The following is a 26301-nucleotide window of genomic DNA, read 5'->3' as shown; positions in this document are numbered from 1 at the left end:
TCCCGGGGCATCATCCGATGAACCTGCTGCGCGCCGTCTCCACCATCGGCGGTCTGACCCTGGTCAGCCGCGTGCTGGGGATGGTGCGCGACATATTGATGGCCCGCTATGTCGGCGCAGGCATGGCATCGGACGCGTTCCTGATCGCCTGGCGGCTGCCCAACCTGTTCCGCGCGCTGTTTGCCGAGGGCGCGTTTGCCGCGGTCTTCGTGCCGATGTTCAACCGCAAGATGGCCGAGGCGGACAAGGACGCGCCCGGTACCGGACTGGACGTCGCCAAGGCCTTTGCCGGCCAGGTGCTGTCGGTGCTGGTGCCGTTCCTGGTCCTGTTCACCGCGCTGATGATGCTCGCTGCAGGGCCCGTCGTCTATGCGATGACCGGCGGCTTTCCCGATGGCGGGCCGGAAAAGTTCGCGCTCGCCCGGCACCTGACGATCATCACCTTTCCCTATCTCGGGCTGATCTCGCTGGTGTCGCTCTTGGGCGGCATCCTCAATTCCTTGAACCGCTTCTGGGTCAATGCCGCAGCGCCCATCCTGCTCAACATCTGCATGATCGTCGCCTTGCTGTTCTTTCGCGGCGACAATGAGGTCGACACCGCGATCACCCAGGCGATCGCGGTCACTGTCTCGGGCGCGCTGCAGCTGCTCTGGCTGATCCTGTCCTGCCGCGCCAATGGCGTGGTGCTCAAGCTCTCGCGCCCGCGCCTGTCGCCTGACGTCAAGGCGATGCTGATGCTGATCGCACCGGCTGCGATCGGCCAGGGTGCGATCCAGTTCAACCTGCTGATCTCGACCTCGCTCGCCGCACGCTATTTGAGCGAAGGTGCGGTCTCGTGGATCTATTATGCCGACCGGCTGAACCAGCTGCCTTTGGGGCTGATCGGTATCGGTGTCGGCACCGCGATCCTGCCGATGCTCTCGCGCCAGATCGGCGGAGGAGACAGCGCGGCCGCGCTCAACACGCAGAACCGCGCGCTCGAACTCGCACTGCTGCTCGCGCTGCCTGCTGCGGTCGCTTTGGTGACCGCCGCCGGGCCGATCATCCACGGCGTGTTCCAGTACGGCGCGTTCACCGCCGAAGACACGCTGGCCACCGCGCAGGTGCTTGCCGCCTTTGCCTGCGGGGTGCCGGCCTATGTGTTGATCAAGGTGCTGACCCCAGGTTTCTACGCCCGCGCCGATACCAAGACGCCCGTGCGCCTCGCGTTGCTGGCGATGCTGGTCAACCTGGTCGGCAATCTGGTGCTGATCTGGCCGCTGGGCCCGGTCGGCGTCGGCATAGCCACCGCGCTGTCGGCCTGGGTCAATGTCGGCCTGCTGTTTGGCGTGCTGTACAAGCGCGGGCATATCCAGCCCGACGGGCGGCTGATCGCCAAAACCTGGCGCATCGTTGCGGCGGCAGCGCTGATGGGTGTCGCGCTCTGGCTCGGCGGGCATCTGGCCGAAGGCTGGATGGAAGGCCGGCTCGAACACCGCATCGCCGCACTCGCCGTCTTGTGCGGAGGCGGCGCGGCGGTATATGGGCTCGCAACGCTGGCGCTGGGCGCTTACCGGCTCAGCGAGATCAAGGGCATGCTGCGCCGCAAGGCGTGAAGCGGCCCGCCCCTTCAGGCGAGAAAGTAACCGACATGCGCGTCCTTTCCGGCATCCAGCCGACCGGCAATCTGCACCTGGGCAATTATCTGGGCGCGATCCGCAACTGGGTGAAGATGCAGGACGAGATGGACGCGGACAGCGCGTGCTTCTTCTTCCTCGCTGATCTCCACTCGATCACCGTGCATGAAGAGCGCGAGACGCGCATCCGCAACGTGCGCGAGATGGCCGCCGCGCTGATCGCCTGCGGCATCGATGCCGACCGCAGCGTGCTGTTCAACCAGGCGCGCGTTCCCGCACATGCCGAGCTTGCCTGGCTGCTCAACGGCACCGCGCGCATCGGCTGGCTCAACCGCATGACCCAGTTCAAGGACAAGGCCGGCAAGAACCGCGAGGGCGCGAGTGTCGGCCTGTTCGTCTATCCGGTGCTCCAGGCCGCCGACATCCTGCTCTACCAGGCGACGCACGTTCCCGTGGGCGAGGACCAGAAACAGCATCTGGAACTGACCCGCGACATCGCGATGAAGTTCAACACCGATTTCGGGGTCGAGCTGTTCACCCTGCCCGATCCGTACATCCCGAAGGAATCGGCGCGGATCATGAGCTTGCGCGACGGCAATGCCAAGATGTCCAAGTCCGACCCGTCGGACATGAGCCGCATCAACTTGACCGACAGTGACGACGAGATCGCGCAGAAGATCCGCAAGGCCAAGACCGACCCCGAACCGCTGCCGGACGTCGCATCCGCGCTCGAAGGCCGGGCCGAGGCGCTGAACTTGATCGGCATCTATGCGACGCTGACCGAATCGACGCCCGATGCGGTCTGCGCCCAGTTTGCAGGCCAGGGCTTCGGCGCGTTCAAGCCCGCGCTCGCCGAAGTGCTGGTCGAGGCGCTGCGCCCGATTCGCGAGCGTTTCGTCGAGCTCAAGGAAGATGAGGCTGCACTCGACGCGATCCTCGACAAGGGCGCGGAAAAGGCGCGGTCAGTCGCGGCGCCGACACTCAGCGGAGCTTATGAGGCGCTCGGCCTGATGCGCTGAGCCGAAGCTGAACCTGCGCAGAATTGCGTTCAAACGGGGTTCATTCGCGGCCAGTTAGTCCTATATCCAGAGTCGGACGGCGCAGGGTCGCGCGCGTCCGCCATGGAGAGACAAAATGACTGTTCGCAGCCGTTTTACCCGTCGTGCAGCGCTGTTTGCGGTGCCCGCCCTTGCCCTTGCGCTTTCGGCCTGCGCCACCCCGTTCAAGGCCGATGTCGCCCGCTTCCAGGCTCTGCCCGCTCCCCAGGGCCAGAGCTTTGTCGTCACCGCATCCGATCCGCGCCTGCAAGGCGGGCTGGAATTCGCGCAATATGCCGGGCTGGTGACGCGCCAGATGAGCCAGCTGGGCTATGTCCCCGCCAACGATCCCTCGCGCGCCGACATGGTGGTGAGCTTTTCCTATGATGTCGACAATGGCCGCGAAAAGGTCGTGTCCGACGGCTTTGGCGGCGGCTGGGGCGCCGGTTTCGGTCCGTGGGGCGGTCCCTGGGGCGGCTTCTACGGTCGCCGTGCCTTTGGCTTCGGCTTCTATGACCCGTTCATCTTCGGCCCTGGCTGGAACAACGATGTGCGCAGCTACACCGTGTACACCAGCGAACTCGACCTGAAGATCGACCGCGTCGCCGACAATCAGCGCTTGTTCGAAGGCAAGGCCGAGGCCCAGTCGCGTAGCAAGAACCTGCAATATCTGGTGCCGAACCTTGTCGATGCGATCTTCACCGATTTCCCCGGCCGCTCGGGCGAGACGGTGCGCATCTCGATCGCACCCGAAGGCAAGAAGGTGAAGCCGATCCGCGAGACGCGGTGAGCATAGGCTAACCCTCCTAAATCCTCCCCGAGCTTGTCTCGGGGAGGGGGACCGCCGATCAAAGATCGGTGGTGGAGGGGAAGCGGGATCACGCTTGGAATCGCGGCAGTGCACATCCGCTGCCCCTCCACCATCCGCTGCGCGCGCGGTCCCCCTCCCCCAGCAAGCTGTGGGAGGATTTTTATACCCCCGTCGAGCCGAAGCCGCCGGTGCCGCGTTCGGTAGCGTCGAGATCATCGACCTCGGCGAAATCCGCGCGCTGCACCGGTGCGGCCACCAGTTGCGCGATGCGGTCACCCCGGCGGATCGGGAACGGCGTGTCGCCATGGTTGATCAGGATGACCTTGAGCTCGCCGCGATAGTCGCTGTCGATCGTGCCGGGCGTGTTGGGCACGGTGATGCCATGCTTGAGCGCGAGGCCCGAGCGCGGGCGCACCTGCACCTCGTATCCGTCGGGAATCGCCATCGCAAAGCCGGTGGCCACCGCATAGCGCTGACCCGGCATCAGGTCGAGCTCTTCAGCCGCGACGACATCCATCCCCGCCGCGCCCGCTGTCGCGTAGGCAGGCACCGGCAGCCCCTCGCCACGCGGCAGCCGCTTCAACCTTATCGTGATCGGCGCCAGCGGGTGTTCAGCGGACGGCATCAGCGATCTTCTCCATCAATTTGCGCGCGACCTGGTCCTTGGGCAGGTTGGACCAGCTTTCCACGCCATCGGCGGTGACGATGTGCACCGCGTTCTCGTTCCCGCCCATCACATCGCCGGAGACGTCATTGGCGACGATCCAGTCGCACGCCTTGCGCGCCAGCTTGGCCTGGGCATGCGCGATGACATTCTCGGTCTCCGCAGCAAAGCCGACCAGCAGTGCGGGCCGCCGCGCGTCCCGGGCCAGCCCTGCCAGAATGTCTGGATTCTCCGCCAGCTGCAGCACCGGTAGCGCGCCGCCGGTCTTCTTGATCTTCTGCTCCGCCGCATCCGCGGTGCGCCAGTCGGCCACCGCCGCGACCAGGATCGCGATATCGGCTGGCAGCGTCGCATCGACCGCCGCCGCCATCTCGCGCGCGGTCTCGACATCGATGCGCGTCACCCCCGGCGGAGTCGGCAGATGCACCGGCCCGGCGATCAGCTGCACCTCTGCACCCATGGCCGCCGCGGCTTCGGCAATCGCAAAGCCCTGCCGCCCGCTCGACCGGTTGGCGATATAGCGCACCGGATCGATCGGCTCGTGCGTCGGCCCAGCGGTGACGAGCACGCGCTTGCCGGAAAGTGGTAGCGCTGGAGCAACGGCAGCACCCGCCCGCACGGCCAGAGCCTGTTCGATCTGCTCCATGATCGCCACCGGCTCGGGTAACCGGCCCGGCCCGTATTCGCCGCATGCCATCGCGCCGTCATCGGGATCGACCACCGTGATGCCGTCGGCGCGCAACCGCGCGACATTGCGCTGGGTCGCGGCATGCTGCCACATGCGCACGTTCATCGCCGGGACCGCCAGTACCGGCGTGTCGGTGGCCAGCAGCACCGTCGTCGCCAGGCTGTCCGAAATCCCCGCCGCCATCTTCGCGAGCAGGTCTGCAGTCGCCGGGCAGACCACGATCAGGTCGGCCTCGCGGCTCAGCTGGATATGACCCATCTCGGTTTCGTTCTTGAGATCCCAGAGCGTGGTGAACACCTCGTTCTCGCTCAGCGCCGCGAGCGTCATCGGGGTGATGAACTGCGCGCCGCCATCGGTCAGCACGCAGCGCACGGTCATGCCCGCCTTGCGGATCAGCCGGATCAACTCGCACGCCTTGTACGCGGCGATGCCGCCGCCGACGATAAGCAGGATATGGGGTGGTTTCATGGGGGCCAGCGGTAAATGCTGCGCGCGCGCCGGTCAACGATAGTGCCAGCTTTCGAGCAGGCGGGAGGTGCCGGGGCGATAGGGCTGGTCAAAGGCATCGGGCGGCCGCGTCTCGCCGCAGCGATAGAGCGGCCCTGCGACCAGCCGCCTGCGATACAGCGCGGTCAGCACGATGGCATGGGCCAGCGCACACAGCGCGACGCCGATCAGCTGGCCCGCGCGCCCCTCGATCAGAAGCGAACCGTGGGGGACAAAGTCGGGCAGGCGAACGAGACCGATGGCATGCGCGCACAGAATCGCTGTGGCCAGAGCGGCCAAGTGATCGCGCATCCGCAACAGGGTGGAACACAATGACATGCGATCCGCCTACACGGCGCGCAGGGCGCGCGCTGTGCGGCAGATCGCAGTCAGGCCGGAATCACGCGGTGACTGCGCGCAGCCCCTCGATGAAATGCGGGATATTGGCTTCCGTGAACCCGGCAATGTTGATCCGGCCCGAACCCGCCATGTACACGCCCCAGTCGGCGCGCAGCGCGGCAATCTGATCCGGCGTCAGCTGGAGCACCGAGAACAGGCCGTTCTGCTGGCCCACGGCTGCCAGATTGACCGATCCGATCGACTGGTAAGAAGCGAGCGTGTCGCGCACGCTGCGCATCCGCTCGCGCATCGAATCGAGTTCAGCGAGCCAGATCTTGGTCAGCCCCTCGTCTTCCAGCACGATCCTGACCGCAGCCGCGCCATGATCGGGCGGCATCGACCAGTTGGCACGCGCCAGCGCGGCCAGGTTCGACTGGATCGCGGGCTGCTGCTCGGCGCTTTCGGTCATCACATAGAGCGCGCCGACGCGCTCGCGATACAGGCCGAAATTCTTGTCGCAGCTATAGGCAATCAGCGCCTCGGGCACCTTGGCAAGGACGGTGCGCAGGCCATAGCCGTCGGCCTCAAAGCCATGACCCAGGCCGTGATAGGCCAGATCGATCAGCGGAAAGAGGCGCTTGGCCGCGACCGTCTCGGCGATCTGCTGCCATTGCTGCTCGCTATAATCCGCGCCGGTGGGATTGTGGCAGCAGCCGTGCAGCAGCACCGCATCGCCCGCATCGGCCTTGTCCAGCGCGGCTTCGAGCGCGGTGAAGTCGAGCTTCTGCGTCGCGACGTCGAGATGACGGAAGGTTTCGCTCGCCAGGCCCACGGCGTTGAAGATCTGCACATGGTTGGGCCAGCTGGGCGTGCCCATCCAGATACGCTTGACGCCGGCCTTGAGCAGCAGGTCCGCTGCCAGCCGCACCGCGCCGGTGCCGCCGGGGGTCTGCAGGCCGTCGATGCGCCCTGCCGGATCGAAATCGCCCAGCATCCAGGGCATGATCGCGCGGACAAAGCCCATATCGCCTTCGGGGCCGAGATAGCTCTTGCTGTCCTGCCCGTCGAGCAGGCGCGCCTCAGCCGCCTTGATCGCCTTGAACACCGGGGTGGCGCCATCGGCGGTGCGATAGACGCCCACGCCCAGGTCGATCTTGGTCGGGCGGTCATCGGCCGCATAAAGCTTGATCAGCGCGAGCAGCGCATCGGCCGGTTGCGCCTTCAATTGTTCCAGCACGGGTAATTCCCCCATCTCACGTTTGAAAATTGCCGGAAACCACCTCTCCGGCGTCAGGAAAATGCGCGAGCCTCCATGCCGACCGTTGCGCGCCGGGGCAAGGCAAAAAGGCCGGCTGCCGCTTTGGAGTGCGACAACCGGCCCCGTATTTGCCCATGGCAGTTGCGACCCTGCGGGCTATGCCTGCCGCGAAGCGATCCGTCAGAAAGGGACGAAGTTCCGCTTGCGGGTGAATTTCATGTACCCGGCATTGACGCCGAGGCGCAGGCCAAGCCCCATGCGCACGGGGATCAGCACCACATCGCCGCGGCGCAGATAGCTGGTGTGGAATCCGCCGACCAGATAGGCCGCGCCCTCGCCCGCGCCGAAGCGCTTGTACAGGTCCTCGGTGTCATAGAGATTATAAACCAGAACGAAGGTGTTGCCGGCATTGGCCCCGGCATCGAAGCCGATGGAAGGGCCGGTCCAGTAGACGGGCCGGTCGCCTTCCACCTTGTGGTGCAGCGTGCCCGAACCATAGCGCAGCCCGACGACGAATGCGCCCGATGCCTCGCGCCCGACGATATAGCCATTGGGCTCGCCCTGCTTGCGCAATATGTCCTCGATCAGCCCGGCCAGCCCTTCGGCGCCCTTGCCGAACACGCCCTCTGCCGCGCCGATCAGATCATCCTTCTGATAGCCGTTGCCGGAAACCGCAGGCGGCACCGCCGCAGTCGCAGCAGGCGCGCTGCTGTCGGCTACCGGCGGCAGTGATTCGGTGCTGCTGGTGGCACCATTGTCGGGCGTGCCATAATCATATCCGCCGTCGAGGGGCGCCTCACGCGCCGGCTCGGCCGTGCCGCTGGGTCGCGCCGGCGCCAGGTCCGCATCGATTGCGTCATTGGGATCGATCGTCCTGACCTGGGCCGATGCCGGCCCGGCCAGAGGCCCTGCCCCCAGCCCCAATGTCGCCAGGGCGACAATCGCCAGACCCTGTCCGAACCAGCCCATTGCCATGCTTGCCTCCCGCCTGTGCATCATTAACCACAATCGCCGCATTCCTGGACCCAAGACAATGAATGGGCGATGACCCGAGTCGGTGGTGCGCCGACCCGAGTCCGATTTGCGACAAATGCGGTTGAATCGGGCGATTGCGGGCCATCCACAGCAAATGCGCAAAAGCGGGCGCGGAAAGCGAACTTAACCGGTTGATCCCTGCCCCACCCGCCGCTATAGCGCGCTCTGGCCAATCGACCGGCCCCGTAGCTGGGGCAAGCAAGCATCGACATGCTGCCATGCGGAGACGTGGGTGAGTGGCTGAAACCAACGGTTTGCTAAACCGTCGTACTGGTAAATCCGGTACCGAGGGTTCGAATCCCTCCGTCTCCGCCACTTCCTGTTCCGCGCTCCTGCCCTGATGGTCAGCAGCCCCGAAGGACACGCGACTGTCTCTGCTTTTGCCTAGCAGAGGAGCCAACGACATTCCCTGGCGCGGGACACGCGGGCGCCGGGAGCGAGACAAGCTGTCTAGCCCGAGCGGGATGGATCCCCCTCTGAAATGCGCAGGGAACGGGCATGCAGGAGTTTCGGTAGCAAACCCGCGGTCCGGACCGGCTTGACTTCCCCCGGCCGGCATCTGGGCGCAGCGCCATGAGCCGGCGTCCTCGATCACAATCTCAAGCCTGTTGGGTTGGCGGGGATGAAGGACGCCACCACGCCACTATACCGAATCGGTCGTGGCAGCTTTCGCATGTCTCGAAGCGCGCGGGCATCGTCTGCAAGGGGTTCGGACGACGCTGCTCGCAGCCGCAAGCCAGGCACGTGGAACTGTCACCGTTCCGCAGGATCAGCCCAGCCTGCTCGAACTCCCGGAGAATATCGGCAAACAACGTTGCCGAGACCGGGTCGTGCACACGGCCGGTCGCGTTGCAAAACGAACGATAGATTTGCGAGAGGCTGCGCTTACTGTCGATCTCGAACCACAGCGCCTCGATGGTTTCATCGATCTCGAGGCGGCTATGCCCATTGTGAATCATGCGGATATCGCCCCTGGGATCGGGATAGAAGCGGAACACCGCCGAGATCTCCCTCACCACTTCAGGCATAGACTCGCCTCAGGGCACAGTCGGACCAGTAGAGCACCTGCCGCACCAGTGTCAGCACTTCGTCCATATCGGGCGCGTCCAGCCCGAGACCGAACACCCTATAGCGCAAATAGATGCCAAGCGCATTTTCGGCCTCAGGCGATGGCGGCATCGACCGAAGCGATCTGATCCGCCATTTTCCGAGTGGATTGGTGAAGCCGTGCGCAAATCGGATGGCATCCACGCTATGGTCGATGATGTCGAAGAGGCGCAGCAGCACTTCGGCCGGATCTCCGCGATCCACCATGCCTTCAAGATCGAGCGCGGCCCCGTCGATCTTGTGCATGCAGCGCTTGACCATGTAGCGGCGGAAATCGCAGGCCTGCGCGGCGGCAAGCAGCGCGCGGTAGGCGGGTGTGTCGAAGAGCGGGACCGCGTTCAGGAGGCGATGAATCAGCAGCTCCTGCCGCTCGTCGATCCGCTCTGCGACAAAGTCGACGGGAATGTCGAGCGCAGCAATTTCCGCGACCGGCGAGGAGATGGTCCCGGTGTGGATATATTCCAGATCGATCCGGCGAGCTTTGCCGAAGATCATGTTGATCAGCATATGATCCTTGCGCACGACATGACCGATGCCGTCCAGCGCCAGCTCGCTCACAATCATGACATCGAGATCGGAGGTCTTGTTGCCAAATCCCTCCACCAGCGATCCTGCAAGAAAGATGGCTCCATGCTCGATGAAGCGCTGCTGTATCGCCGGGAGAAATTCGCCCATGTCGACACCGAAGCGCTGGCAAGCCGCCACGGACGCATGGGTCGGTAGAGGATGAATTGTGCCCTGCATTTTACTTGCGCATCATGCCAGGAGGGACAACAATCAAACTACTGTACCGATGAAGGACATTGGCTGCGGATGAATATCCGCAGCCAACATCACGATCAGGCGACCACGTCTGCGCGAAGCGTACGCAAGGTGGCGGCAAGTTCATTGAGACGCGATTCGACAACGTCGATCTTCTTCGTCACCATCTGCTTGCGATCAAGATACGCAGCACGAGTCACATTTTCAGACTTTGCCATCATAAATCTCCATTCGAATCATTGTTTTGAATATTGCCCGAACAAATAATTCGGACTGCAGCTAAATTGAATTAGCTGCACCAGCATTGCTGGCACTTTTTTGCAAGCAGCTTACATTTTCACTATACAAATCACCCCAGGATTGTCAACAATGATTCAATATCCGCATCGACATATCGAATCTTTTCAGCTAAAGATTAAGTATTGTTCATGTTCGTTACAGGGAGATGTGCAATGACCGATAAGGGTTCAGACATCCGCATGAGTCGTGCGGCCCACGATCCGGCGATCCGCGAGGCGCTGACGCTCGGAGAGGTCGGCCGGATGAAATCGGTTCTCAAGCGCGCCAGAAAGGTTCAGGCAGAGACCGGAAACCTCTCAGCCGGAATTGCCGACCTGGAAGCGGCCATCGCCAGGCTGGAGAAAGGCTGACAATGGTCCCGCAGGCGGAGCTGCCGCATGCGCGCTTCTTCGGTTCGGCGGATCAGCGCAGGCGCGTACCCGTCAGCGTCGTCTGGGAACTGACCCGAGCCTGCGACCTGTCCTGCTGTCATTGCGGCTCGCGGGCCGGACGGCGCGCGCGTGAGGAACTGTCCAGCGTCGAATGCCTCGATCTTGTCGATCAGCTTGCCGAACTCGGAGCGCGGGACATCGGCCTGATCGGCGGCGAAGTCTATCTGCGGCGCGACTGGCTGGAGATTGTTCGGCGCATTCGCCAAGCGGGCATGGATTGCTCGGTCCAGACCGGCGGGCGGTTCTTCACTCCGGCCACGCTCGATGCTGCCATCGCGGCCGGCGTCATGAGCATCGGGGTGTCGCTCGACGGCGTCGGCCAGACCCACGACCTGCAGCGCGGGGTGCCGGGCAGCTTCGAAGCGGCGCTGGCGCTGCTGCACCTTGTGGCGAACCGGCCCATCATGGCGAGCGTGAACACGCAGATCAACCGTCACACGATGCAGCAGCTTCCCGAGCTGCTCGATGTCCTGATCGCAGCGAAGGTCTCGAACTGGCAGCTGGCGCTGACCGTCGCGATGGGCAACGCCGCCGACAATGACGACCTGCTGCTGCAGCCTTATGACCTGCTCGCATTGTTTCCCCTGCTTGCCAGCCTTCATGACCGTGCTGCCGAAAACGGCATCGTGCTGCAGCCATCGAACAATATCGGCTATTTCGGCCCCTATGAGGAAAAGCTGCGCCTGATCGGCGATATCGCGGCGCACTGGACCGGCTGCAGCGCTGGCGACAATGTCCTGGGCATCGAGGCGGACGGCAATATAAAGGGCTGTCCGGGGCTGTCGCGCGACTATGTCGGCGGGAATGTGCGCGACGAACCGTTGCGGGTGATCTGGGACCGCGCCGAGCGACTGGCCTTCACCCATCGCGCGACGAAGAGCGACCTGTGGGGCTATTGCGCGCAATGCTATTATGCCGAAATCTGCATGGCCGGATGCACATGGACAGCGCATTCGCTGATGGGGCGGCCGGGCAACAATCCGATGTGCCATTACCGCGCGCTCGAGTTCGCGCGCCGCGGCAAGCGCGAAAGGCTGGTCAAGGTGGCCGATGCGCCCGGCCATGCCTTTGACTATGGGCGCCATGCGCTGGTGGTGGAGGATAGGCCGCTATCCGGCCGGGCGGTGCTGTCGTGACCGCCGGAAGGGTCGCCGCCACGCTGCTATTGTGCCGGTCGTGCCGGCAGTTCGTATGGCCCGAAGAGAAGGTCTGCAGCCACTGCCAGAGCGATCTGGCCAAGGCCGAACGCGATTATCTGTCGGCGCTCGATATGGCCCGCGCCGCGGCAGAGCGGCTCGAGGCTGCCCTCAACGCCGACCATCGGCTCCAACCCGACCGGCAAACCGGAGCCGCTGCAGCCATGGGCCACAGCGCATCCGGCTCGTTTTCATGAACCCAGAAAGGGCGTGCCGTGTCCGTTCATCAACCACGCGAGATGATCCTCGGAGCCTATATTTCCTATGGGACGGGGCATCACCCGGCCGCCTGGCGCATGGACAGCAGCCGCGCCGATGGGGCGCAGAACATCGAACATTATACAAGTCTGGTGCAACACGCCGAAGACAATCTCTTCGACTTCATCTTCCTGAGCGACACCCCCTCGGTGTTTGCGGACGACCATCTGGGTTATGGCAGCAGGGTTGTTGTCTTCGAGCCGCTGACATTTCTCGCCGCCATGGCAGTCCAAACCCGCCATATCGGGCTGATCGCGACCTCGTCGACGTCCTACAAGGAACCGTTCAACCTCGCGCGCGAATATGCTTCTCTCGACTGGATTTCGGGGGGGCGCGCGGGCTGGAACCTGGTGACCTCGTCCAAGGCGGGTGCGGCACTCAATTTCGGCCACGCCCCGCATGCCGAGCACGAGGCCCGATACGATCGTGCCGAGGAGTTTTTCGATCTGACCTGCCGCTTCTGGGACAGCTGGGAAGATGACGCCTTCCCACGGGACAAGGCGAGCGGCCTTTTCTACGATCCGGCCAAGCGCCACCCCGTTCATTTCGATGGGCAGCATTTCCGCATTGCAGGTGGCTTGCTCAACATCGCGCGTCCGGTGCAGGGGCGGCCTGTCATCGTCCAGGCGGGAGCATCCGCGACGGGGCGCGACTTTGCCGCACGGCATGCCGAGCTCGTGTTCACCGCTTCGGGCAGCATCGAGGATGCCCGCGAATTCTATCGCGATGTCAAGGCACGGGCCGCGCGCCATGGCCGCGATCCGGATCAGCTGAAGATCCTGCCCGGATGCAGCCCCTATTGTGGCCCGACCGCAGACCATGGCCGACGCAAGCTGCAGGACCTGCAGGACAAGGTGGCGCCGGGCCTCGCCCTGTCGATGCTGTCCGACCTGCTGGGAGGATTCGACCTCTCGCCCCATGACATCGACGGCCCGTTGCCCCCACTGCCCCCGTCGAATGGGAACCAGAGCCGCCGGGCGATGATCGAAAAGCTCGCCGCACAGCGAGGCGCCACCATTCGCAGCCTGTACGAACGGCTGGTCGTCGCGCGGGGCCATTTCATGGCGATCGGGTCGTACCAGGACATCGCGGACGAACTGGTCGAATGGGTGGCGACGGGCGCCGCCGACGGATTCAACATCATGCCGCCACAGATGCCCGATTTCCTCCATGATTTCTCGCAAGGGGTGATACCCCTGCTGCAACGCGCTGGCTGGTTCAAGCAGGCGTACCGCGCCGGCACGCTGCGCGACAAGCTGGGCCTGGACCGCCCCCGGCATCCCCGGGCACGCGCTTCAGTGGAGTAGCGACCGGCCGGTTTCGCTTCGATCGAACCGGGCCGTGTCAGCCCGCATGCGCTCTGGTTGCGGGGACTTCGCCCAGAAACAGTTCGGTGACATACGGGATCTCGATCGTGCCGTCGCGGCCGAACGTGGCGAGCAGATCCCAGATCGCCTGATCGACCAGCGCACGTCCCCTGGCCCTGACCGCCGCGGCGACCTTGCTCGACGAATGCGCCATCCCGAGAAAGGCTTCGCCCGTCATCTCCCGGATCCACTCGGCATGGTGGACGCGGATGCGCGTGAAACCCTGGTCCTCAAGCTCCTGGCGATAATCGAACGCGCGATAGTTGCGGCTATAGCCAGGGCTGCTGCCTTCCAGCAGCGCTTCATAGGCGCTGAGGAATTCCGATGTCTGCCAGTTGCGGTTGTTCTGGATCAGGGCGATCGCCCCACGAGGCTGAAGCACGCGCCTTGCCTCGGCATAGAATGCCGGTCGGTCAAACCACTGCGCCGCCTGTGCCGCCATAATGAGGGCCGCCGCGCCATCATTGACTGGCAGGTGCTCGGCTTGGCCACGGACGAATGCGATGCGCGGATCGTCCAGGGCCTGCGCCTGTTCGAGCATGCCGGATCCCGGCTCCACCCCCAGAATGCGCCAGCGCTGATCGAGGACATGCGCCAGCTGCTGCGTGGCGATGCCGGTACCAGCGCCAACATCCAGCGCCAGCAGAGGGCCATCGCCCTCAGGTTCGATCGGCGAGACATAGCGCGCCAGTTCATCGAACAGGGACGCAGGGTAGCTCGGCCGAAACTGCCGATAGCCGCCGGCAATCTCGTCAAAGGCCTCAAGTCTTTCCTTATCCATTTTGTCGGTCCGGCATGAGGGCGAGCGCCTTGCCAAGCAGGCGCGTCGCATCGTCCAGTTGATTTACCGGCACGGCCAGCGAGATCACCTTCCCGCCGGCGGCGCTCAACCTGTCGAGGAGATGGCCGAGCTCGGGAGCATTTCGAGGGGTCGGAAGGCCGTGCCAGGACAGGAACGACGGTTCATGATCGTCGAATGCCGATGCGCGCAGGCAGCTCAGAGCCTGTTCCCGGTCTGCGCCGTCAAGGTCCAGTTCGCGAAAGACAGTCCGCTCGATATCGGGTGAAACCTGGCACAACACGATAGCCCCCAGCTGCCCTGCGTTGCGATACGGGCGTCCATAGACCTCTCGCAGCCAGCGCATGGGGTAGGTTCGCTTTCCGGCCTTGTCGAACCGATCGCTGAGCTCAATCCCCCAGCGCCGCGTACGATAGGTACAATCCTCCGCTTCATAGCGGCGCGCGGCGGTCGCCAGCGACGCATCGCCCAGCAGGTGGCCCTCGCAGAAGCTCGCATAGGAAGGCCAGGAAAGCGTTTCCAGCGATGCATCCGGCAGGACGAGGAAGCGATCATTGGCAAAGGGATGGCAGCCCGTGTTCGCCAGCATTCGCGTCATCAGCGTCGTCTTGCCCGCCATCGAAGGGCCGACAAAGGCGATCAGCCGATCGCCGCAAGCCACCGCGCTACCATGCAGCATGTTGCCGGGCGGGCGATGATAGAGCGCCAGGCTGCGAATGGCGTGGAATATGCCCTCGGCGGCAAATCGCGCATTCACATCCTGTCGCACGCCGATGCGCCAGCTGCGGGGGCCCATCCGTTCGATCGAGAGGCCTCGGGTCGGCCAGACATGCATCACGCGCGCCGCATCGGTCAGCCCGCCGAAATTCCAATAAGGATGTCTGGTGCGGTGCACGGCGACCTTCTCGGTTGGTGATGCCGGAAGCGTCGCAACCCGGCGGACATGAAAGGCAAGGCCCTCGCCCGCAACCATCGCCGCTGCCTCGCCAGGCGCATAGGCCCCCATGAAGGCGTGCGTGATGCTGGCAAATTCCGGTTCCTCCACATCAAGGCGGATCGGGATATCGAGGATCGCAAAATGCACGCTGTCGCCTCGGCCCGGGTCCGCTGCGCTGCCGTGGGCAAGCAGGGCCATTTCGTCGCGGATCATGCCCCGGCTGCCCGGTCGGGACAGTAGCGCCGCTCCGCCGCCGTCACCTCTGCATAGTCGAACAGGTCGAACACCTCTTCCATCGCCACGATCTTGTTGGAGATGCCCTGCACAGACCGTTGCGAAGAGACCTGGTTGCACACTTCGGACATGGCAGCGACGCTGGCCCTGATCATGTGATTGGCCCAGATGACAAGGCCGAAGCCGGACGCTTCGAAGAGCTCGCAGGGCGTTTCGCTATAGGTCGTCGGGACAGCGATGAGCGGGGTGCGCCCAGCCCAGTGCAGCGCAAATTCAAGCACCTGATCGGCCGTCTTCTCTTTCGAATGGATCAGGATCGCATCGGCCCCGGCGAGCCGGTAGCGTTCCGCCCGCTCCAGCGCCTCGTGCATGCCGGCACCGACGACAAGCGCTTCGGTCCGCGCGACAATGCAGAATTCGTTCGCCAGCTGGCTGTCCTTTGCAGCCCGGATCTTGCCGCAGAATTCCTCGGCATCGATCAGGACCTGCCGACCGTTCACGAAGGAGTTCAGCTTCGGAAAGGTCTTGTCCTCGATACATGCGCCGCCGACGCCCATCGCACTCAGCCGGCGGACAAGCAGGCGAAAATTGTTGAAATCGCCAAATCCCGTATCGGCATCGACCAGGATCGGCGTGTCGGTGACCTCGCGCATTCCCTGGAGCACATCGATGAGCTGCGTCGAGGAGACTTCGTTGCGATCGCGCTTGCCCAGCGCCGTCGATATCGAGAAGCCCGAGGCCCAGACGACATCGAACCCGGCATTGCCGACAATTCTGGCCGCCAGCGGATTATGGGCTTCCATTGCAAATGCCAGCCGATCCCGGGCAAGTAGCCGCTTCAACGCCGCGCCAGCATCCGGAACAGCGTTACCATTGCAGAGCATGCCATTCACGATCCTTCTCCCTGACTTGGAAGGCTTTGGCGAGAGAGCTTTTTCGCCGCGACATGGCGCAGCAGGCCTCCGGCCCGGTAGACGTCGAGAAGCAAGGGCGGAGGAGGCGCAAACGCGACGGTTGCGCCCTTGCAGACGATCTGTCCTGCGGCGAGGTCGATCTGGACAGGATCGCCCTCGCGACAATCGCCCAGGTCGGCCTCGATCGCCGGAAGCGCCAGGTTCCAGCAGTTGCGATAGAATATCCGCCCGAATGCCGGGCCGATCAGGGCACCGACACCTGCGGCCATCAGCGCGCTGACCGCCTGTTCGCGCGAACTTCCGATGCCGAAGACAGAATCGGCAATGATGCAGTCGCCAGGGGCGAAGGGCGCAAAACCCGGTGGCAGGAAATATTCGAAGACGTGTTTTGCGAGTTCATCCGGATTGGTGGAGGCGTGCTTGTAGCGCGCCGGAAGAATATCGTCCGTCGACACGGCGCCCGAAATCCGTCTTGCCCGCAATTGCATCATGAGGCGTGCTCCGGTTGGTCGGCACGGTCATGATCCAGTGAGACATCGTCTGTCAGTGTCAGACCTTCGAGTTCGGCGAGCGAGGGGATATGCCCCAGCAGCGCCGTTGCCGCAGCAACCAAGGGAGACACCAGCACGATCCGGGCATGCGGATTGCCCATGCGACCCAGGAAGTTCCGATTCATCGTCGAGACCACCAGATCCCCATCCGCAGGCACATGCCCCTGCGTTCCGACGCAGGGCCCGCAGCCCGCAGGGGTTACCAGCGCACCGGCGGCTATCAGCGTTTCGACATAGCCGTGTTGCAGCGCCTGAAGATGGATGTTGCGCGTGCCCGGCGTCACCACCAGCCGCAAGCCCGGTGCTATGCTGCGACCGCGCAGCAGGCGAGCGACTGTGCCTATGTCTTCCAGCCTGGAATTGGCGCAGCTGCCAACGAAGACACAGTCGACAGGCTCGCGGTCGGCCTCGTCTATCGATCGTCCGGTCGAGATTGCATGCCCGTCTGCAAACTGGGGCTCGAGCCCGTCGAGCTGGATGACCATCTTCCGGGCGCCGTCCTCGGCATCGGGGTCGATCCGCATCATTCCGGCCGGGCAGCCCAGCCAGGCCGAGACGAAACAGCATTTCGCACCCAGTTCGACGGACATGTTGGCCACCGTGGCCGCGCCTTCGGCGTCGAGCGACTCGATCCATTCGCCGCACCATTCGATCGAGCGATACAGGAATGCCTCGGGCGTGTTCGTCGCCAGCATATGCAGCATGACGTCCTTTGGCGTTGCATGGCGCGAAGGGAGACCGCGCAATTCGATCCGAACGGTTTCGGGCACCCGCAGCCAGGTCCTGCCTTCGGCCATCGCGCACGCGATATCGGTCGCGCCCATCCCCAGCGCCAGGGACTGGAAGGCTCCGCCGGTACAGGTATGCGAGTCTGCGCCCAGAACCAGCCGCCCCGGCCTGAACCATTGCTGCTCAGCGGCAAGCAGATGGCTGATTCCCGAGCCGACCGGCACCATCTCGATGCCCTGTTGCGCGGCGAAGCGCTCGGCATCCTTGACTCTGGAGGCCATGAGACGGTCGGGCGCGAGTACCGAATGGTCGCAGACGAACCGGATCCGCGATGCATCGCCGACATTCAGGCCGTGCAGTTCGAACAGGCGGGCGATGGTGGGCACATTGCCGTCCTGCGCATAGATCCAGTCGACCTCGACCTCGACGATGCTGCCGACTTCGGCCCTTGGCAGCTGGGCGTGATGCGCAATGATCTGCTGCACCAGCGTCATGCCACCGCGGCCTCGCTCGCAATCCTGCGATGAATGGCGACCAACTCTCCAGCTGACAGCGCCCGCTCCTTCTCCATCGCGAATTCACGAACCGCGCCGAGGCACTGGCGGAGTTCGCCCGCATCGGCCTCGATCCCCTGCTCGCCCAGCACATATCGAATCGCTTCGGTCCCCGAATGCTTGCCGATGACGATCTTTCTGGTGCCGCCGACCTCGGCCGGGTCGAATGGCTCGAAGGTATTCGCGTTGCGGACCACGCCCTTGACGTGAATTCCGGATTCATGAGCGAACACGTTGTCCCCGACAACCGGATGCCATGGCGGCGGCGCATGGCCAGTCGCCTGCGCCAGCAAGTCGCTCAGAGCCTTGAGCTGGGTGAGGTCCAGCCCCAGATCCACGTCGTGAAAGTCGCGCAGGCACAGGGCGACCTGGGCAATGTCGGCCATTCCGGCACGTTCGCCGATCGCATTGACCGTGGCATGGAAATAGCGAGCCCCCGCCTCGAGACCGGCCAGCGTGTTGGCTGTGGCTAGACCGTAATCGTTATGGGCGTGGCATTGCAGGTCGATCGGCACCGCCTTGGCGATGCTCGCCACCACCGCCGCGTACCGGCTTGGCGAAAGGATGCCGATCGTGTCGGAAAGCCGAAGCCGGTCCGCACCCGCTTCCTTCACCGCGCCGGCATAGTCGATCAGAAACGACGGGTCGGCCCGCCCGACATCCTCTGCGCTGATCGACACAAAGGCCCCGCGGTCCTTCGCGACGCCGATCAGTGTCCTGGCCTGCTCGACCAGCCAGCCGCGGTCACGCCCGACGCTGTGCTTCAAATGCATGTCCGAGGCCGGCAGGCCGATGTGAATCGCGCGAAAACCCAGGTCCAGCGACTGCACCACATCGTCCAGCTTTCCCCGGTTCCAGCCGATCAGCATCAGGTCGGAGCCGCGTTCGAGCAATTCCCGGATGACGGCAAGCTCGCTGCCCCCCATGGCGGGAATGCCGACTTCCATCCAGCGCACGCCCAGCGCACGCAGAGCCGTGAAGATGGCGATCTTGGTATCACGACCGAATGCAATGCCAGGGGATTGCTCTCCGTCCCGAAGCGTCGTGTCCTCATATACAATATCGTTGTTCACCAGCCATTGCTCCCGCCAGGACGGTCAGCCACGTTGCCTACTATGGATCGAATGTTTTTGAGAAATATACTGTTGATTCGAGTAACTCTACAAGTTTCCTTCAAATCCTACAATTTGTCAAACGAATGACATGAAGCAAATGCTGGGTTTAATACAGTTTAATGATTGAACGTACTTGACAACGCTCGAAATATGCCAAGTTAAGGTGGAAACGGTTCTGAAATGATGTGAAGCCTTTTGCGCGATGGCTGGCCATGCGATTTGTCGGCACAGGGCTGGTTTGCTCGGCCCTGCTGCGGAGAGACAGCGCGTCGCCGCGATACAGGTTCAGGTGGCGCGGATCTGCTCGACGAAATGGCCGCTTTCGGCGGCCAGCTGGCGGGCCCCGTCGAACACGCGCTTGGCAATGCCGAGCATAGCTTCCGCCCTTTCCGCGGCGCTCTGGGCAATGCCGTTGATCGCATCGGCATCCACGCCTGTCGCCCGGCTAGCGTCATGGGTTTGCGCGGCATTGAAGGCGATCAGCTGCGTCGCCGATCGTTGCAGGGCAACCGCGCCCTGAATTTCGGCCGAGTTCAAGGCGATACGCGCAATCGCGGTTTCGACGCGAGCATGGCCGCAAGACACTTCGTCGACCGCATTCCCGATTTCATCGATATAGGCACGGATGCGATTGGCGGCGATAGCGGTCTGATGCGACAGTTGCTTGATTTCACCGGCGACTACGGCAAAGCCACGCCCAGCGTCACCTGCGCGTGCAGCTTCGATCGTCGCGTTGAGTGCCAGCAGGTTCACCTGACGCGAGATTTCGCCAATCAGGTCGATCACCGATTCGATCGATGCTGCAGAGACGCGCAGATCGGCAGTACGGGCGCTGCCTGCCGTCACGAGCGTGACCGCATCAATTCCGGCCTCGCGCGCCTCGTCCGTCCGGGCGGCAATGGAGTCAAGCGCAGCTGCGAGTTCGCGGCCCCTGCCAGCAATTTCCTCCATATGCGTACTGGTCTGCACGGCCGCAGTGGCAACGGCGGCAGCGCGGGTGCTGACCTGGGTCGACCTCTCCGCCACCTGGGCAGCGTCGTTTTCCAGCATGCTCGACAGCTTGTCCATCATCTGGCCCAGAGCCGCAACTTCGCGCTCGAAACGCTCTGCGGCAGCCTCGATCTGGTCGGCGCGGGCAACCCTGTGGCGGGCTCTATGACCCTCCCATTCACCCGCGAGCAGCGCCAGTCGGCGGTTGGTCAGCACGCCGAACAATCGGTGATCCTGCAGGATCATCATGCCTTCGGTTCCTCGTCCGACCCGATATTGCTCCAGGGCCGCACCGATCGACTGCGCGACATCGGCCCTCGGGCAATCGCGAATGTGCGACCTCAGGTCGCCCCCATAAGCCGGATTGCGCAGCAGGGCGTGGCCATAGGGGTTAAGCAGCAGCCGACGCATATCACGCTCGAAAATTGCACCGCACGGTCGACCCTCTGCGTCGAGCACCGGCAGCAATCGCAAGTCTGGATTGGCCTGAAAGCGGTCGATCACGCTGACCAGCGTGTCGCCGTGCAGGATATGGGGCGGCTCGCGATCTGCCGCCGACAGCCAGTCGCCGATCCTATCCGATCGCGCATCTGCCCCGGATGACCCGGCGGAGAAAGAAAAGGCGGATGGCGACTGCATCATACCCGAACAAATTATCGGAATCGTAGTAAACAAGCGCTTAAATATTTGTTACACTTTGAAGACATGACAAAAATGTTCGTCCACCATGTTCGAAGTCAAGCCGAACCGCCAACCGGAACTTTGCCCATAGATGGATCCGGCAACATCCTGCCCGCCGAGACGCTGATCGTCGTGGGGTCAGGCATCCAGCGCTCGCAACCCTGCATGCCTGGCTCTTCCCCTGGCGCGCGGCATGCCCGATGGAACCATGGGGTCGAGGATCGCTGCTTCAGGCGGCCAGTTTCATGTGCGCGCGAGCGCCGAGCCACGCTGCGGATTGCAGCGCCACCAGAACCGTTAGCGACATCACCAGATAGGCGACCAGTCCGCTCAGCGTGCCGGATGGAATCGCCGCGAGCAGCAGCGTGTCATTGCCCCCGGGGATGAGCGAAGCGCCGAGCGCCATCACCGCACCGCCGGCCAGTGACCGGGCGAGATCCGCCGGGCGGGGCGGCGTGTACACGAACGAGCGCGCAAGGAGGCCCGAGACCAGCGCGCCGCCCAGCAGCGCGATGGCTGGTGCAAAGGCACGGGCATCGCTGTGCATCTCCATCTGCCCGCGCCGCACGATGGCGCGCACCGCATCCGAATAGGCCCAGTTCGGCTCCAGCGCGAAGAGCAGCGCCCCGCACAGACCCATGGCGAGCATCATCGCGCGCGGCCAAGCAGGCCTTGCCCGCCCGGGTTCGATGGATCGGCCACGTTCGCGCCAGCCCCAGGCAGCCAGCAGCGCAAAGCCGATGACAAGCGCGATACCGGGCCACATTGGCGTCGCATGGACATTGCCCAGCGCCGGACCAGCGGTCAGCAATGGTTGCCGATCGGCCAGGGCAAAGCCCAGCGCCAGACCGAAGGGCAAGGCCAGGAAGCGGACCTCGCCCTGGCCAATCCGCGCCAGCGTGCCCAGCAGGCAGGCATCGTTGATCACCGCGCCCAGCCCTATCAGCACGGCGCCGGACACCAGTGTACCCGAAATCGGCACTTCGGACGAGAGACGGGCTGTGGGACCAAGCAGCCAGTGCAGCGGCAGCGTCATTGTGCCCGCGACGCCCATCGCGATGACGAAACCGAGCAGCATGGTGCCGCGCCGCTGCAGCAGGATCTCGCGCGAGGCCGTCACCGCGCAAGTGCTGCTGCCGCTGATCGCCATGCCGACAAGGAAGGCGCATGGCAGGACGAGGATCAGCAGCATGCTGGCTTGCTCGCCGCGACATCGTCACCACTGGACGGTCCATCCACACTGGCACCGCCAGATCGCATCGCATCAGCCTCCTTCTACGGCACTGAGCGGGTTCGCCGGAAAGGCGCGTGCGGTTTCAGTCACGCGCGATTGCAGCCGCTCTCCTGCTCTGGCAAGGCAGGCGCGCGGCCGGTAAACGTCCGGCTGCTGTTGCCAAACAGGAGGGATGTTTGATGAATGTAGCCGAAGCAGTCGCCACGCGCCGGTCGATCCGGGCTTTCAAGGACACGCCGGTTCCGTTCGAGACGGTGCGGCGAGTGCTCGAACAGGCGCGGATGACGCCTTCGGGTTGCAACTATCAGCCCTGGGAGGCAACGGTGCTGACCGGTGCGCCGCTCGCCGCGCTGCAGCAGCGACTGCTCGCCAGCCAGCCGGATGATCCCCAGGAATATGACTTCGCTGCCCCGGGCCAGGTGCCCAAATATCAGGAGCGGCTCTCGAACCTGGGCAAGGCGATGTACGGGGCGATGGCCGTGGCGCGCGACAATTCGGAACAGCGTGCCGATTTCGTCAAGATGAACATGGTCTCGTTCGGCGCGCCGGTGCTGCTGCTGTGCCATTTCCCCAAGCTGATGAAGGAACCGCAATGGTCCGATTGCGGCATGTGGCTGCAGACGATCATGCTGCTGCTGCGCGGCGAGGGCCTCGATAGCTGCCCGCAGGAATATATGGGCGTCTATGGTCGCACGATCAAAGACCATCTCGGTCTGGGCGACGACATCCTGCTGTTCTGCGGCATCGCGATCGGCTGGCGCGACGAGCAGGCGCCGGTCAACAATTTCGAGCGCGAGCGGGTGCCACTCGACGAGCAGGTCACCTTCCTCGGTTTCGACTGATCGGGATGGGGCGGATCGACGGCGCTGCCGGCTATTCGCTGCGCAGCGCCTCGATCGGCGAAAGGCGCGACGCGCGGATGGCGGGATAGCCGCCGAACACCAGCCCTATCACGCCCGAAAAGGCAATGGCAAGCAGAGCCGTATCCAAGCCGATCGGCGCTGGAAAATCGGCGACCTGCTGGAAGATCGCCGCTGCGACCATCGCCAGCAGGAGGCCGATGCCGCCGCCGATGATGCACAGCACCGCCGCCTCGACCAGGAACTGGTTGCGGATATCGCTGCGCTTGGCCCCCAGCGCCATGCGCAGCCCGATCTCGCGGGTGCGTTCGGTGACGCTGACCAGCATGATGTTCATGATGCCGATACCGCCGACCAGCAGCGAGATCGAGGCGATCGCCACCAGCACCGCCTGGAAGATTTGCGTCACCTGACCCGAGGTCTCCGCGATTTCCTTGGTGGTGCGCACCGTGAACGGCGTGATCTTGCCCTTGGAGACGCGATAGCGCGCGCGCAACAGGCTCTTGATCTCGCGGTCGCCGGCGACCAGCGTGTCCTCGTCCTCGAAGCCGACGAACAGCAAGGTGACATCGTCAGGCCCCTGCGCGGTGGCGGTGGAAAGGCGCTGGCGCAACGTGGTGATCGGCACGACGATCTGGTCGTCATTGTCGTTGCCGAGGTTGCTGCCCTTGCTTTCGAGCAGGCCGATCACGGTGAACGGCACGCGGTTGATCCGCACCTTCTCCCCGATCGGATTGACATCGACGAACAGCTTGTCGGCCACGGTCTGGCCAATCACCACCACCCGCGCCGCCGATCCGACATCGCTCTTGGTGATGAAGCGGCCGTCCGACGTGCCTAGGTTGGAAATGCTGCCAAAGGCCTCGGTCGAACCGACCGCCTGGGTCGAGGCGCTGCGCCCGCCGGTGACCAGCTGCACGCTGGTGCGGATCTGCGGGGCCACCGCCACCACGCCCGGAACCTGGCGCGCGATCGCCTCCCCGTCGCGCTCGGTCAGACGGCCGCGGTCGCCGGGACGCGGCGGACCATTGGCGCGCTCGGGCTCGGGCACCACGATCGCCATGTTCGAGCCCAATGTCGCGATCTGCTCGGTCACCGAAACTTGCGCGCCATTGCCGACGGCGACCGCCAGGATCACCGAGAACACGCCGATCATCACGCCCAAAGTGGTGAGAATCGAGCGCATGAGGTTGGTGCGCAGCGCCGTGAAGGCGATCGCGACATTGACGCCCCAACCCGCCAGCGTGCCCAGCAACCCGCTCATGCCGGCTCGGCCCGGCGGCGCGATGTTACAGCAGCGTCCTCGATGACCTTGCCGTCGCGGAACACGATCCGCCGCGCGGCATATTCGGCGATATCGGGCTCGTGCGTCACCACGACCAGGGTGATGCCCTCGTCATTGAGCTTCTGGAAGATGCCCATGATGTCGAGCGAGGTCTGCGTGTCGAGCGCGCCGGTCGGTTCGTCGGCGAGCAGGATCAGCGGGTTGGTGACCAGCGCGCGCGCGATCGCCACGCGCTGCTGCTGCCCGCCCGAAAGCTTGGCGGGGGTGTTGAGCAGCCGGTTGCCCAGCCCCATCGCTTCGAGCCGCGCCTGCGCGCGCTGGCGGCGTTCGGCAGGCCCGACCCCGGCATAGATCAGCGGCACCGCGACATTGTCCAGTGCGCTGGTCCGCGCGAGAAGGTTGAACTGCTGGAAGACGAAGCCGATCTTGCGGTTGCGGATCTCGGCGAGCTCATCGCTGTTCAGCGTACGCGTATCGATGCCGTCGAGCATGAGCACGCCCGATGTCGGCACGTCGAGACAGCCGATCATGTTCATGAAGGTCGACTTGCCCGATCCGCTCGCGCCCATGATTGCGACGAATTCGCCCTGGTCGATGCGCAGCGACACGCCGTTGACGGCGTGCACCATCTCGCCACCGATCACATAGTTCTTGATGAGATCCTGGGTCTCAAGAAGCGGCGCTGTCATCTTCGTCCGCATCTTCGCTCGGGGTCCTGGGCTTCAGCGACTTGGTACGCACCAGCACCTTGTCGCCCGTCTTGGTGCCCGACAGGATTTCCGTATAGTCGTCGCCCTCGAGCCCGATCTTCACCTGCTTGCGGACCGGACGATAGGGGTCCGTTCCCGCCAGATAGACGAAATGCCGCGGTGCCTGCTTGCGATCCGGATCGCCCGGCTGCGGCTCCTCCTGCGCCTGACGGTCGGCCGCCTTGGGTCGGAAGCGCAGCGCGCTGGTCGGCACCCGCACGACATTGGCCCTCGCGCCGGTGATGATCTCGACATTCGCGGTCATGCCGGGCAGCAGCTTGCCATCGAGATTGTCGACATCGATGATGACGAGATAGCTCACCACATTCTGCGTTTCGACCGGAGCCTTGCGGATCTGGCGGACGCGAGCGCGGAAAATGTCATCGGGATAGCTGTCGACCGTGAAGGTCACGTCCTGGCCTTCGCGGATCTGGCCGATATCGGCCTCGTCGACCGAAGCCTCGACTTGCATCTTGGTGATGTCGGCGGCAATCTCGAACAGGTTCGGCGTCTGGAAACTCGCCGCCACGGTCGTCCCCGGCTCGACCAGCTTGTTGATGATGACGCCGCTTGCAGGCGCGATGATGACGGTGCGGTTGAGGTCGAGCCGCGCCGAGGAAAGCTCGGCATTGGCCTGACGGATCTGCGCATCGCCGCTCTCGGTCTGCGCGGTGGCAACCTCGAGCGCATTGCGCGCGCTGTTGAGCCGGGTCTGCGCGGCGTCGAGATTGGCCTTGGACACGAAGCCGCGCTCGGCCAGCGATTTCTGCCGCGCGTAATCACGTTCCTGGATCTGCAACTCGGCCCTGGCGCGCGCCACATTGGCGGCGGTCTGCTGCAATCCGGCGCGGGCCAGCGCCACCTGCGCCTCGATCTGCTGCACCCGCGCGCGCACCCGGGTGGGATCGATCTCCGCCAGCACCTGGCCCTTGGTCACCGGCGAGTTGAAATCGACATAGACCTTGGTGATCTGGCCCGATACTTCGGTGCCGACCTTGATCGTATTGAGCGCGCGCACCTTGCCGCTGGCCGAGACCACTCGCTCGACCGATCCGCGCGCCACGGTCTCGCCGAGATATTCGTAATCATGCTGGACCGGGCGCAGGGCCAGATAAGCAAGATAGAGGAGGACAAGCGCGATCAGGGCGGACCAGATCTTGTGGCGCCCTATCCAGGAACGCAATTTGCTCAGCATCTATATTGGCCCCATCCTGCCCTGTACCTGCGAACATAGATGCTCGTCACGGGCATGGCCAGCGATGATGCGTTGAGATTGGACGAAGATTAGAAACGGTCGCGACGGCCAGCAATGAG

The 26301-nt window shown here is 64.1% G+C and carries 27 protein-coding genes and 1 tRNA gene; 9 read left to right on the top strand and 19 right to left on the bottom strand.

The features are described from left to right. The first annotated feature begins 17 nt into the window (after nt 1-17). The 3 genes from murJ (at nt 18) to OPU69_RS00325 (ending at nt 3443) form a co-directional block, all read left to right on the top strand. A complete protein-coding gene (murJ, locus tag OPU69_RS00335; protein WP_498508867.1) occupies nt 18-1595 on the top strand; it encodes a murein biosynthesis integral membrane protein MurJ in 1578 nt (525 codons plus the stop codon). A 35-nt stretch (nt 1596-1630) separates the two neighbouring features. Then, nucleotides 1631-2635: a tryptophan--tRNA ligase gene (gene trpS / locus OPU69_RS00330; RefSeq protein ID WP_498509309.1), complete on the top strand. Its 1005-nt coding sequence runs from the start codon at nt 1631-1633 to the stop codon at nt 2633-2635. A gap of 115 nt (nt 2636-2750) precedes the next feature. Continuing rightward, the gene (locus tag OPU69_RS00325) at nt 2751-3443 is read left to right on the top strand and encodes a DUF4136 domain-containing protein (protein ID WP_498508866.1); all 693 of its coding nucleotides are present in this window, start codon (nt 2751-2753) and stop codon (nt 3441-3443) included. 181 nt (nt 3444-3624) lie between these two features. Here OPU69_RS00325 and dut read toward each other — a convergent pair whose 3' ends face one another. From dut to OPU69_RS00300, 5 genes are all read right to left on the bottom strand, one after another. Next, the gene (gene dut, locus OPU69_RS00320; RefSeq protein WP_060978530.1) at nt 3625-4089 is read right to left on the bottom strand and encodes a dUTP diphosphatase; all 465 of its coding nucleotides are present in this window, start codon (nt 4087-4089) and stop codon (nt 3625-3627) included. Beyond that, nucleotides 4076-5284 carry a bifunctional phosphopantothenoylcysteine decarboxylase/phosphopantothenate--cysteine ligase CoaBC gene (coaBC, locus tag OPU69_RS00315; protein ID WP_498508865.1) on the bottom strand — a complete coding sequence of 403 codons (1209 nt, stop codon included), beginning with the start codon at nt 5282-5284 and terminating at the stop codon, nt 4076-4078. The genes dut and coaBC overlap by 14 nt, the downstream gene beginning before the upstream one ends. A gap of 33 nt (nt 5285-5317) precedes the next feature. After that, the gene (locus OPU69_RS00310; RefSeq protein ID WP_155645926.1) at nt 5318-5641 is read right to left on the bottom strand and encodes a hypothetical protein; all 324 of its coding nucleotides are present in this window, start codon (nt 5639-5641) and stop codon (nt 5318-5320) included. Between the two features lie 61 nt (nt 5642-5702). Next, nucleotides 5703-6878: an amino acid aminotransferase gene (locus OPU69_RS00305; RefSeq protein WP_060978527.1), complete on the bottom strand. Its 1176-nt coding sequence runs from the start codon at nt 6876-6878 to the stop codon at nt 5703-5705. Nucleotides 6879-7079: 201 nt separating this feature from the next. Then, nucleotides 7080-7868 (bottom strand): DUF1134 domain-containing protein, encoded by a 789-nt coding sequence (locus OPU69_RS00300; RefSeq protein ID WP_498509308.1) that lies wholly within the window; start codon nt 7866-7868, stop codon nt 7080-7082. Nucleotides 7869-8156: 288 nt separating this feature from the next. Here OPU69_RS00300 and OPU69_RS00295 point away from each other — a divergent pair. Then, nucleotides 8157-8249, top strand: a tRNA-Ser gene (locus tag OPU69_RS00295). 284 nt (nt 8250-8533) lie between these two features. On the opposite strand, the gene OPU69_RS00290 is transcribed toward OPU69_RS00295, so the two are convergent. The 3 genes from OPU69_RS00290 to OPU69_RS00280 all read right to left on the bottom strand — a co-directional run bounded on the left by OPU69_RS00290 (nt 8534) and on the right by OPU69_RS00280 (nt 10021). After that, a complete protein-coding gene (locus tag OPU69_RS00290; protein WP_060978525.1) occupies nt 8534-8962 on the bottom strand; it encodes a hypothetical protein in 429 nt (142 codons plus the stop codon). Continuing rightward, the gene (locus OPU69_RS00285) at nt 8955-9716 is read right to left on the bottom strand and encodes a hypothetical protein (RefSeq protein ID WP_498508863.1); all 762 of its coding nucleotides are present in this window, start codon (nt 9714-9716) and stop codon (nt 8955-8957) included. Before OPU69_RS00285 ends, OPU69_RS00290 begins: the two co-directional genes overlap by 8 nt. A gap of 164 nt (nt 9717-9880) precedes the next feature. Then, entirely contained in the window at nt 9881-10021 is a 141-nt protein-coding gene (locus tag OPU69_RS00280; RefSeq protein WP_155645716.1) for a hypothetical protein, read from the bottom strand. Nucleotides 10022-10255: 234 nt separating this feature from the next. On the opposite strand from OPU69_RS00280, the gene OPU69_RS00275 reads away from it, so the two are divergent. From OPU69_RS00275 to OPU69_RS00260, 4 genes are read left to right on the top strand one after another with little or no spacing between them, the layout of a single operon-like run. Further along, a complete protein-coding gene (locus tag OPU69_RS00275) occupies nt 10256-10453 on the top strand; it encodes a DUF1843 domain-containing protein (protein ID WP_498508862.1) in 198 nt (65 codons plus the stop codon). Between the two features lie 2 nt (nt 10454-10455). After that, a complete protein-coding gene (locus tag OPU69_RS00270; protein ID WP_498508861.1) occupies nt 10456-11670 on the top strand; it encodes a radical SAM protein in 1215 nt (404 codons plus the stop codon). Continuing rightward, on the top strand, nt 11667-11927 hold the full coding sequence (locus tag OPU69_RS00265) for a hypothetical protein (RefSeq protein ID WP_498508860.1): 261 nt from the start codon (nt 11667-11669) through the stop codon (nt 11925-11927). Before OPU69_RS00270 ends, OPU69_RS00265 begins: the two co-directional genes overlap by 4 nt. Before the next feature lie 18 nt (nt 11928-11945). Next, nucleotides 11946-13295, top strand: coding sequence for an LLM class flavin-dependent oxidoreductase (locus tag OPU69_RS00260; RefSeq protein WP_196490395.1), 1350 nt, complete (start codon nt 11946-11948; stop codon nt 13293-13295). A gap of 37 nt (nt 13296-13332) precedes the next feature. Here the strand turns inward: OPU69_RS00260 and OPU69_RS00255 are convergent, their stop codons facing one another. The 8 genes from OPU69_RS00255 to OPU69_RS00220 form a co-directional block, all read right to left on the bottom strand. Then, nucleotides 13333-14136 carry a class I SAM-dependent methyltransferase gene (locus OPU69_RS00255; protein WP_060979388.1) on the bottom strand — a complete coding sequence of 268 codons (804 nt, stop codon included), beginning with the start codon at nt 14134-14136 and terminating at the stop codon, nt 13333-13335. Continuing rightward, a complete protein-coding gene (locus OPU69_RS00250; RefSeq protein ID WP_498508858.1) occupies nt 14129-15304 on the bottom strand; it encodes a hypothetical protein in 1176 nt (391 codons plus the stop codon). The genes OPU69_RS00255 and OPU69_RS00250 overlap by 8 nt, the downstream gene beginning before the upstream one ends. Continuing rightward, the gene (gene aepX / locus OPU69_RS00245; RefSeq protein ID WP_067512271.1) at nt 15301-16209 is read right to left on the bottom strand and encodes a phosphoenolpyruvate mutase; all 909 of its coding nucleotides are present in this window, start codon (nt 16207-16209) and stop codon (nt 15301-15303) included. The genes OPU69_RS00250 and aepX overlap by 4 nt, the downstream gene beginning before the upstream one ends. Nucleotides 16210-16214: 5 nt before the next feature. Next, a complete protein-coding gene (locus OPU69_RS00240) occupies nt 16215-16727 on the bottom strand; it encodes a LeuD/DmdB family oxidoreductase small subunit (protein ID WP_269454098.1) in 513 nt (170 codons plus the stop codon). Continuing rightward, nucleotides 16727-18013: a 3-isopropylmalate dehydratase large subunit gene (locus OPU69_RS00235; protein WP_498508857.1), complete on the bottom strand. Its 1287-nt coding sequence runs from the start codon at nt 18011-18013 to the stop codon at nt 16727-16729. Before OPU69_RS00235 ends, OPU69_RS00240 begins: the two co-directional genes overlap by 1 nt. Beyond that, a complete protein-coding gene (locus OPU69_RS00230; protein WP_067512263.1) occupies nt 18010-19146 on the bottom strand; it encodes a hydroxymethylglutaryl-CoA lyase-like TIM-barrel protein in 1137 nt (378 codons plus the stop codon). The genes OPU69_RS00235 and OPU69_RS00230 overlap by 4 nt, the downstream gene beginning before the upstream one ends. A gap of 327 nt (nt 19147-19473) precedes the next feature. Further along, nucleotides 19474-20817: a methyl-accepting chemotaxis protein gene (locus OPU69_RS00225; RefSeq protein ID WP_197428164.1), complete on the bottom strand. Its 1344-nt coding sequence runs from the start codon at nt 20815-20817 to the stop codon at nt 19474-19476. 271 nt (nt 20818-21088) lie between these two features. Further along, nucleotides 21089-22051: a YeeE/YedE thiosulfate transporter family protein gene (locus OPU69_RS00220; protein ID WP_060979393.1), complete on the bottom strand. Its 963-nt coding sequence runs from the start codon at nt 22049-22051 to the stop codon at nt 21089-21091. A 221-nt stretch (nt 22052-22272) separates the two neighbouring features. On the opposite strand from OPU69_RS00220, the gene OPU69_RS00215 reads away from it, so the two are divergent. After that, nucleotides 22273-22935, top strand: a complete 663-nt coding sequence (locus tag OPU69_RS00215; RefSeq protein WP_498508856.1) for a nitroreductase — start codon at nt 22273-22275, stop codon at nt 22933-22935. Nucleotides 22936-22966: 31 nt separating this feature from the next. On the opposite strand, the gene OPU69_RS00210 is transcribed toward OPU69_RS00215, so the two are convergent. From OPU69_RS00210 to OPU69_RS00200, 3 genes are read right to left on the bottom strand one after another with little or no spacing between them, the layout of a single operon-like run. Next, a complete protein-coding gene (locus OPU69_RS00210) occupies nt 22967-24217 on the bottom strand; it encodes an ABC transporter permease (RefSeq protein WP_060979395.1) in 1251 nt (416 codons plus the stop codon). Further along, on the bottom strand, nt 24214-24927 hold the full coding sequence (locus OPU69_RS00205) for an ABC transporter ATP-binding protein (RefSeq protein ID WP_498508855.1): 714 nt from the start codon (nt 24925-24927) through the stop codon (nt 24214-24216). Before OPU69_RS00205 ends, OPU69_RS00210 begins: the two co-directional genes overlap by 4 nt. Next, the gene (locus tag OPU69_RS00200) at nt 24908-26182 is read right to left on the bottom strand and encodes an efflux RND transporter periplasmic adaptor subunit (RefSeq protein WP_498508854.1); all 1275 of its coding nucleotides are present in this window, start codon (nt 26180-26182) and stop codon (nt 24908-24910) included. Before OPU69_RS00200 ends, OPU69_RS00205 begins: the two co-directional genes overlap by 20 nt. Nucleotides 26183-26301 lie beyond the last annotated feature (119 nt).

It is taken from the genome of Blastomonas sp. 34TW (genome assembly GCF_059803595.1).
This window is presented reverse-complemented; position numbering and strand designations above follow the sequence as displayed.

Coding starts and splice junctions, on each gene's coding strand:
- murJ (WP_498508867.1), top strand. CDS start 18: ATGAACCTGCTGCGCGCCGTCTCCACCATCGGCGGTCTGACCCTGGTC.
- trpS (WP_498509309.1), top strand. CDS start 1,631: ATGCGCGTCCTTTCCGGCATCCAGCCGACCGGCAATCTGCACCTGGGC.
- OPU69_RS00325 (WP_498508866.1), top strand. CDS start 2,751: ATGACTGTTCGCAGCCGTTTTACCCGTCGTGCAGCGCTGTTTGCGGTG.
- dut (WP_060978530.1), bottom strand. CDS start 4,089: ATGCCGTCCGCTGAACACCCGCTGGCGCCGATCACGATAAGGTTGAAG.
- coaBC (WP_498508865.1), bottom strand. CDS start 5,284: ATGAAACCACCCCATATCCTGCTTATCGTCGGCGGCGGCATCGCCGCG.
- OPU69_RS00310 (WP_155645926.1), bottom strand. CDS start 5,641: ATGTCATTGTGTTCCACCCTGTTGCGGATGCGCGATCACTTGGCCGCT.
- OPU69_RS00300 (WP_498509308.1), bottom strand. CDS start 7,868: ATGGGCTGGTTCGGACAGGGTCTGGCGATTGTCGCCCTGGCGACATTG.
- OPU69_RS00290 (WP_060978525.1), bottom strand. CDS start 8,962: ATGCCTGAAGTGGTGAGGGAGATCTCGGCGGTGTTCCGCTTCTATCCC.
- OPU69_RS00285 (WP_498508863.1), bottom strand. CDS start 9,716: ATGGGCGAATTTCTCCCGGCGATACAGCAGCGCTTCATCGAGCATGGA.
- OPU69_RS00280 (WP_155645716.1), bottom strand. CDS start 10,021: ATGGCAAAGTCTGAAAATGTGACTCGTGCTGCGTATCTTGATCGCAAG.
- OPU69_RS00275 (WP_498508862.1), top strand. CDS start 10,256: ATGACCGATAAGGGTTCAGACATCCGCATGAGTCGTGCGGCCCACGAT.
- OPU69_RS00270 (WP_498508861.1), top strand. CDS start 10,456: ATGGTCCCGCAGGCGGAGCTGCCGCATGCGCGCTTCTTCGGTTCGGCG.
- OPU69_RS00255 (WP_060979388.1), bottom strand. CDS start 14,136: ATGGATAAGGAAAGACTTGAGGCCTTTGACGAGATTGCCGGCGGCTAT.
- OPU69_RS00250 (WP_498508858.1), bottom strand. CDS start 15,304: ATGATCCGCGACGAAATGGCCCTGCTTGCCCACGGCAGCGCAGCGGAC.
- aepX (WP_067512271.1), bottom strand. CDS start 16,209: ATGCTCTGCAATGGTAACGCTGTTCCGGATGCTGGCGCGGCGTTGAAG.
- OPU69_RS00240 (WP_269454098.1), bottom strand. CDS start 16,727: ATGCAATTGCGGGCAAGACGGATTTCGGGCGCCGTGTCGACGGACGAT.
- OPU69_RS00235 (WP_498508857.1), bottom strand. CDS start 18,013: ATGACGCTGGTGCAGCAGATCATTGCGCATCACGCCCAGCTGCCAAGG.
- OPU69_RS00225 (WP_197428164.1), bottom strand. CDS start 20,817: ATGCAGTCGCCATCCGCCTTTTCTTTCTCCGCCGGGTCATCCGGGGCA.
- OPU69_RS00220 (WP_060979393.1), bottom strand. CDS start 22,051: ATGCTGCTGATCCTCGTCCTGCCATGCGCCTTCCTTGTCGGCATGGCG.
- OPU69_RS00215 (WP_498508856.1), top strand. CDS start 22,273: ATGAATGTAGCCGAAGCAGTCGCCACGCGCCGGTCGATCCGGGCTTTC.
- OPU69_RS00210 (WP_060979395.1), bottom strand. CDS start 24,217: ATGAGCGGGTTGCTGGGCACGCTGGCGGGTTGGGGCGTCAATGTCGCG.
- OPU69_RS00205 (WP_498508855.1), bottom strand. CDS start 24,927: ATGACAGCGCCGCTTCTTGAGACCCAGGATCTCATCAAGAACTATGTG.
- OPU69_RS00200 (WP_498508854.1), bottom strand. CDS start 26,182: ATGCTGAGCAAATTGCGTTCCTGGATAGGGCGCCACAAGATCTGGTCC.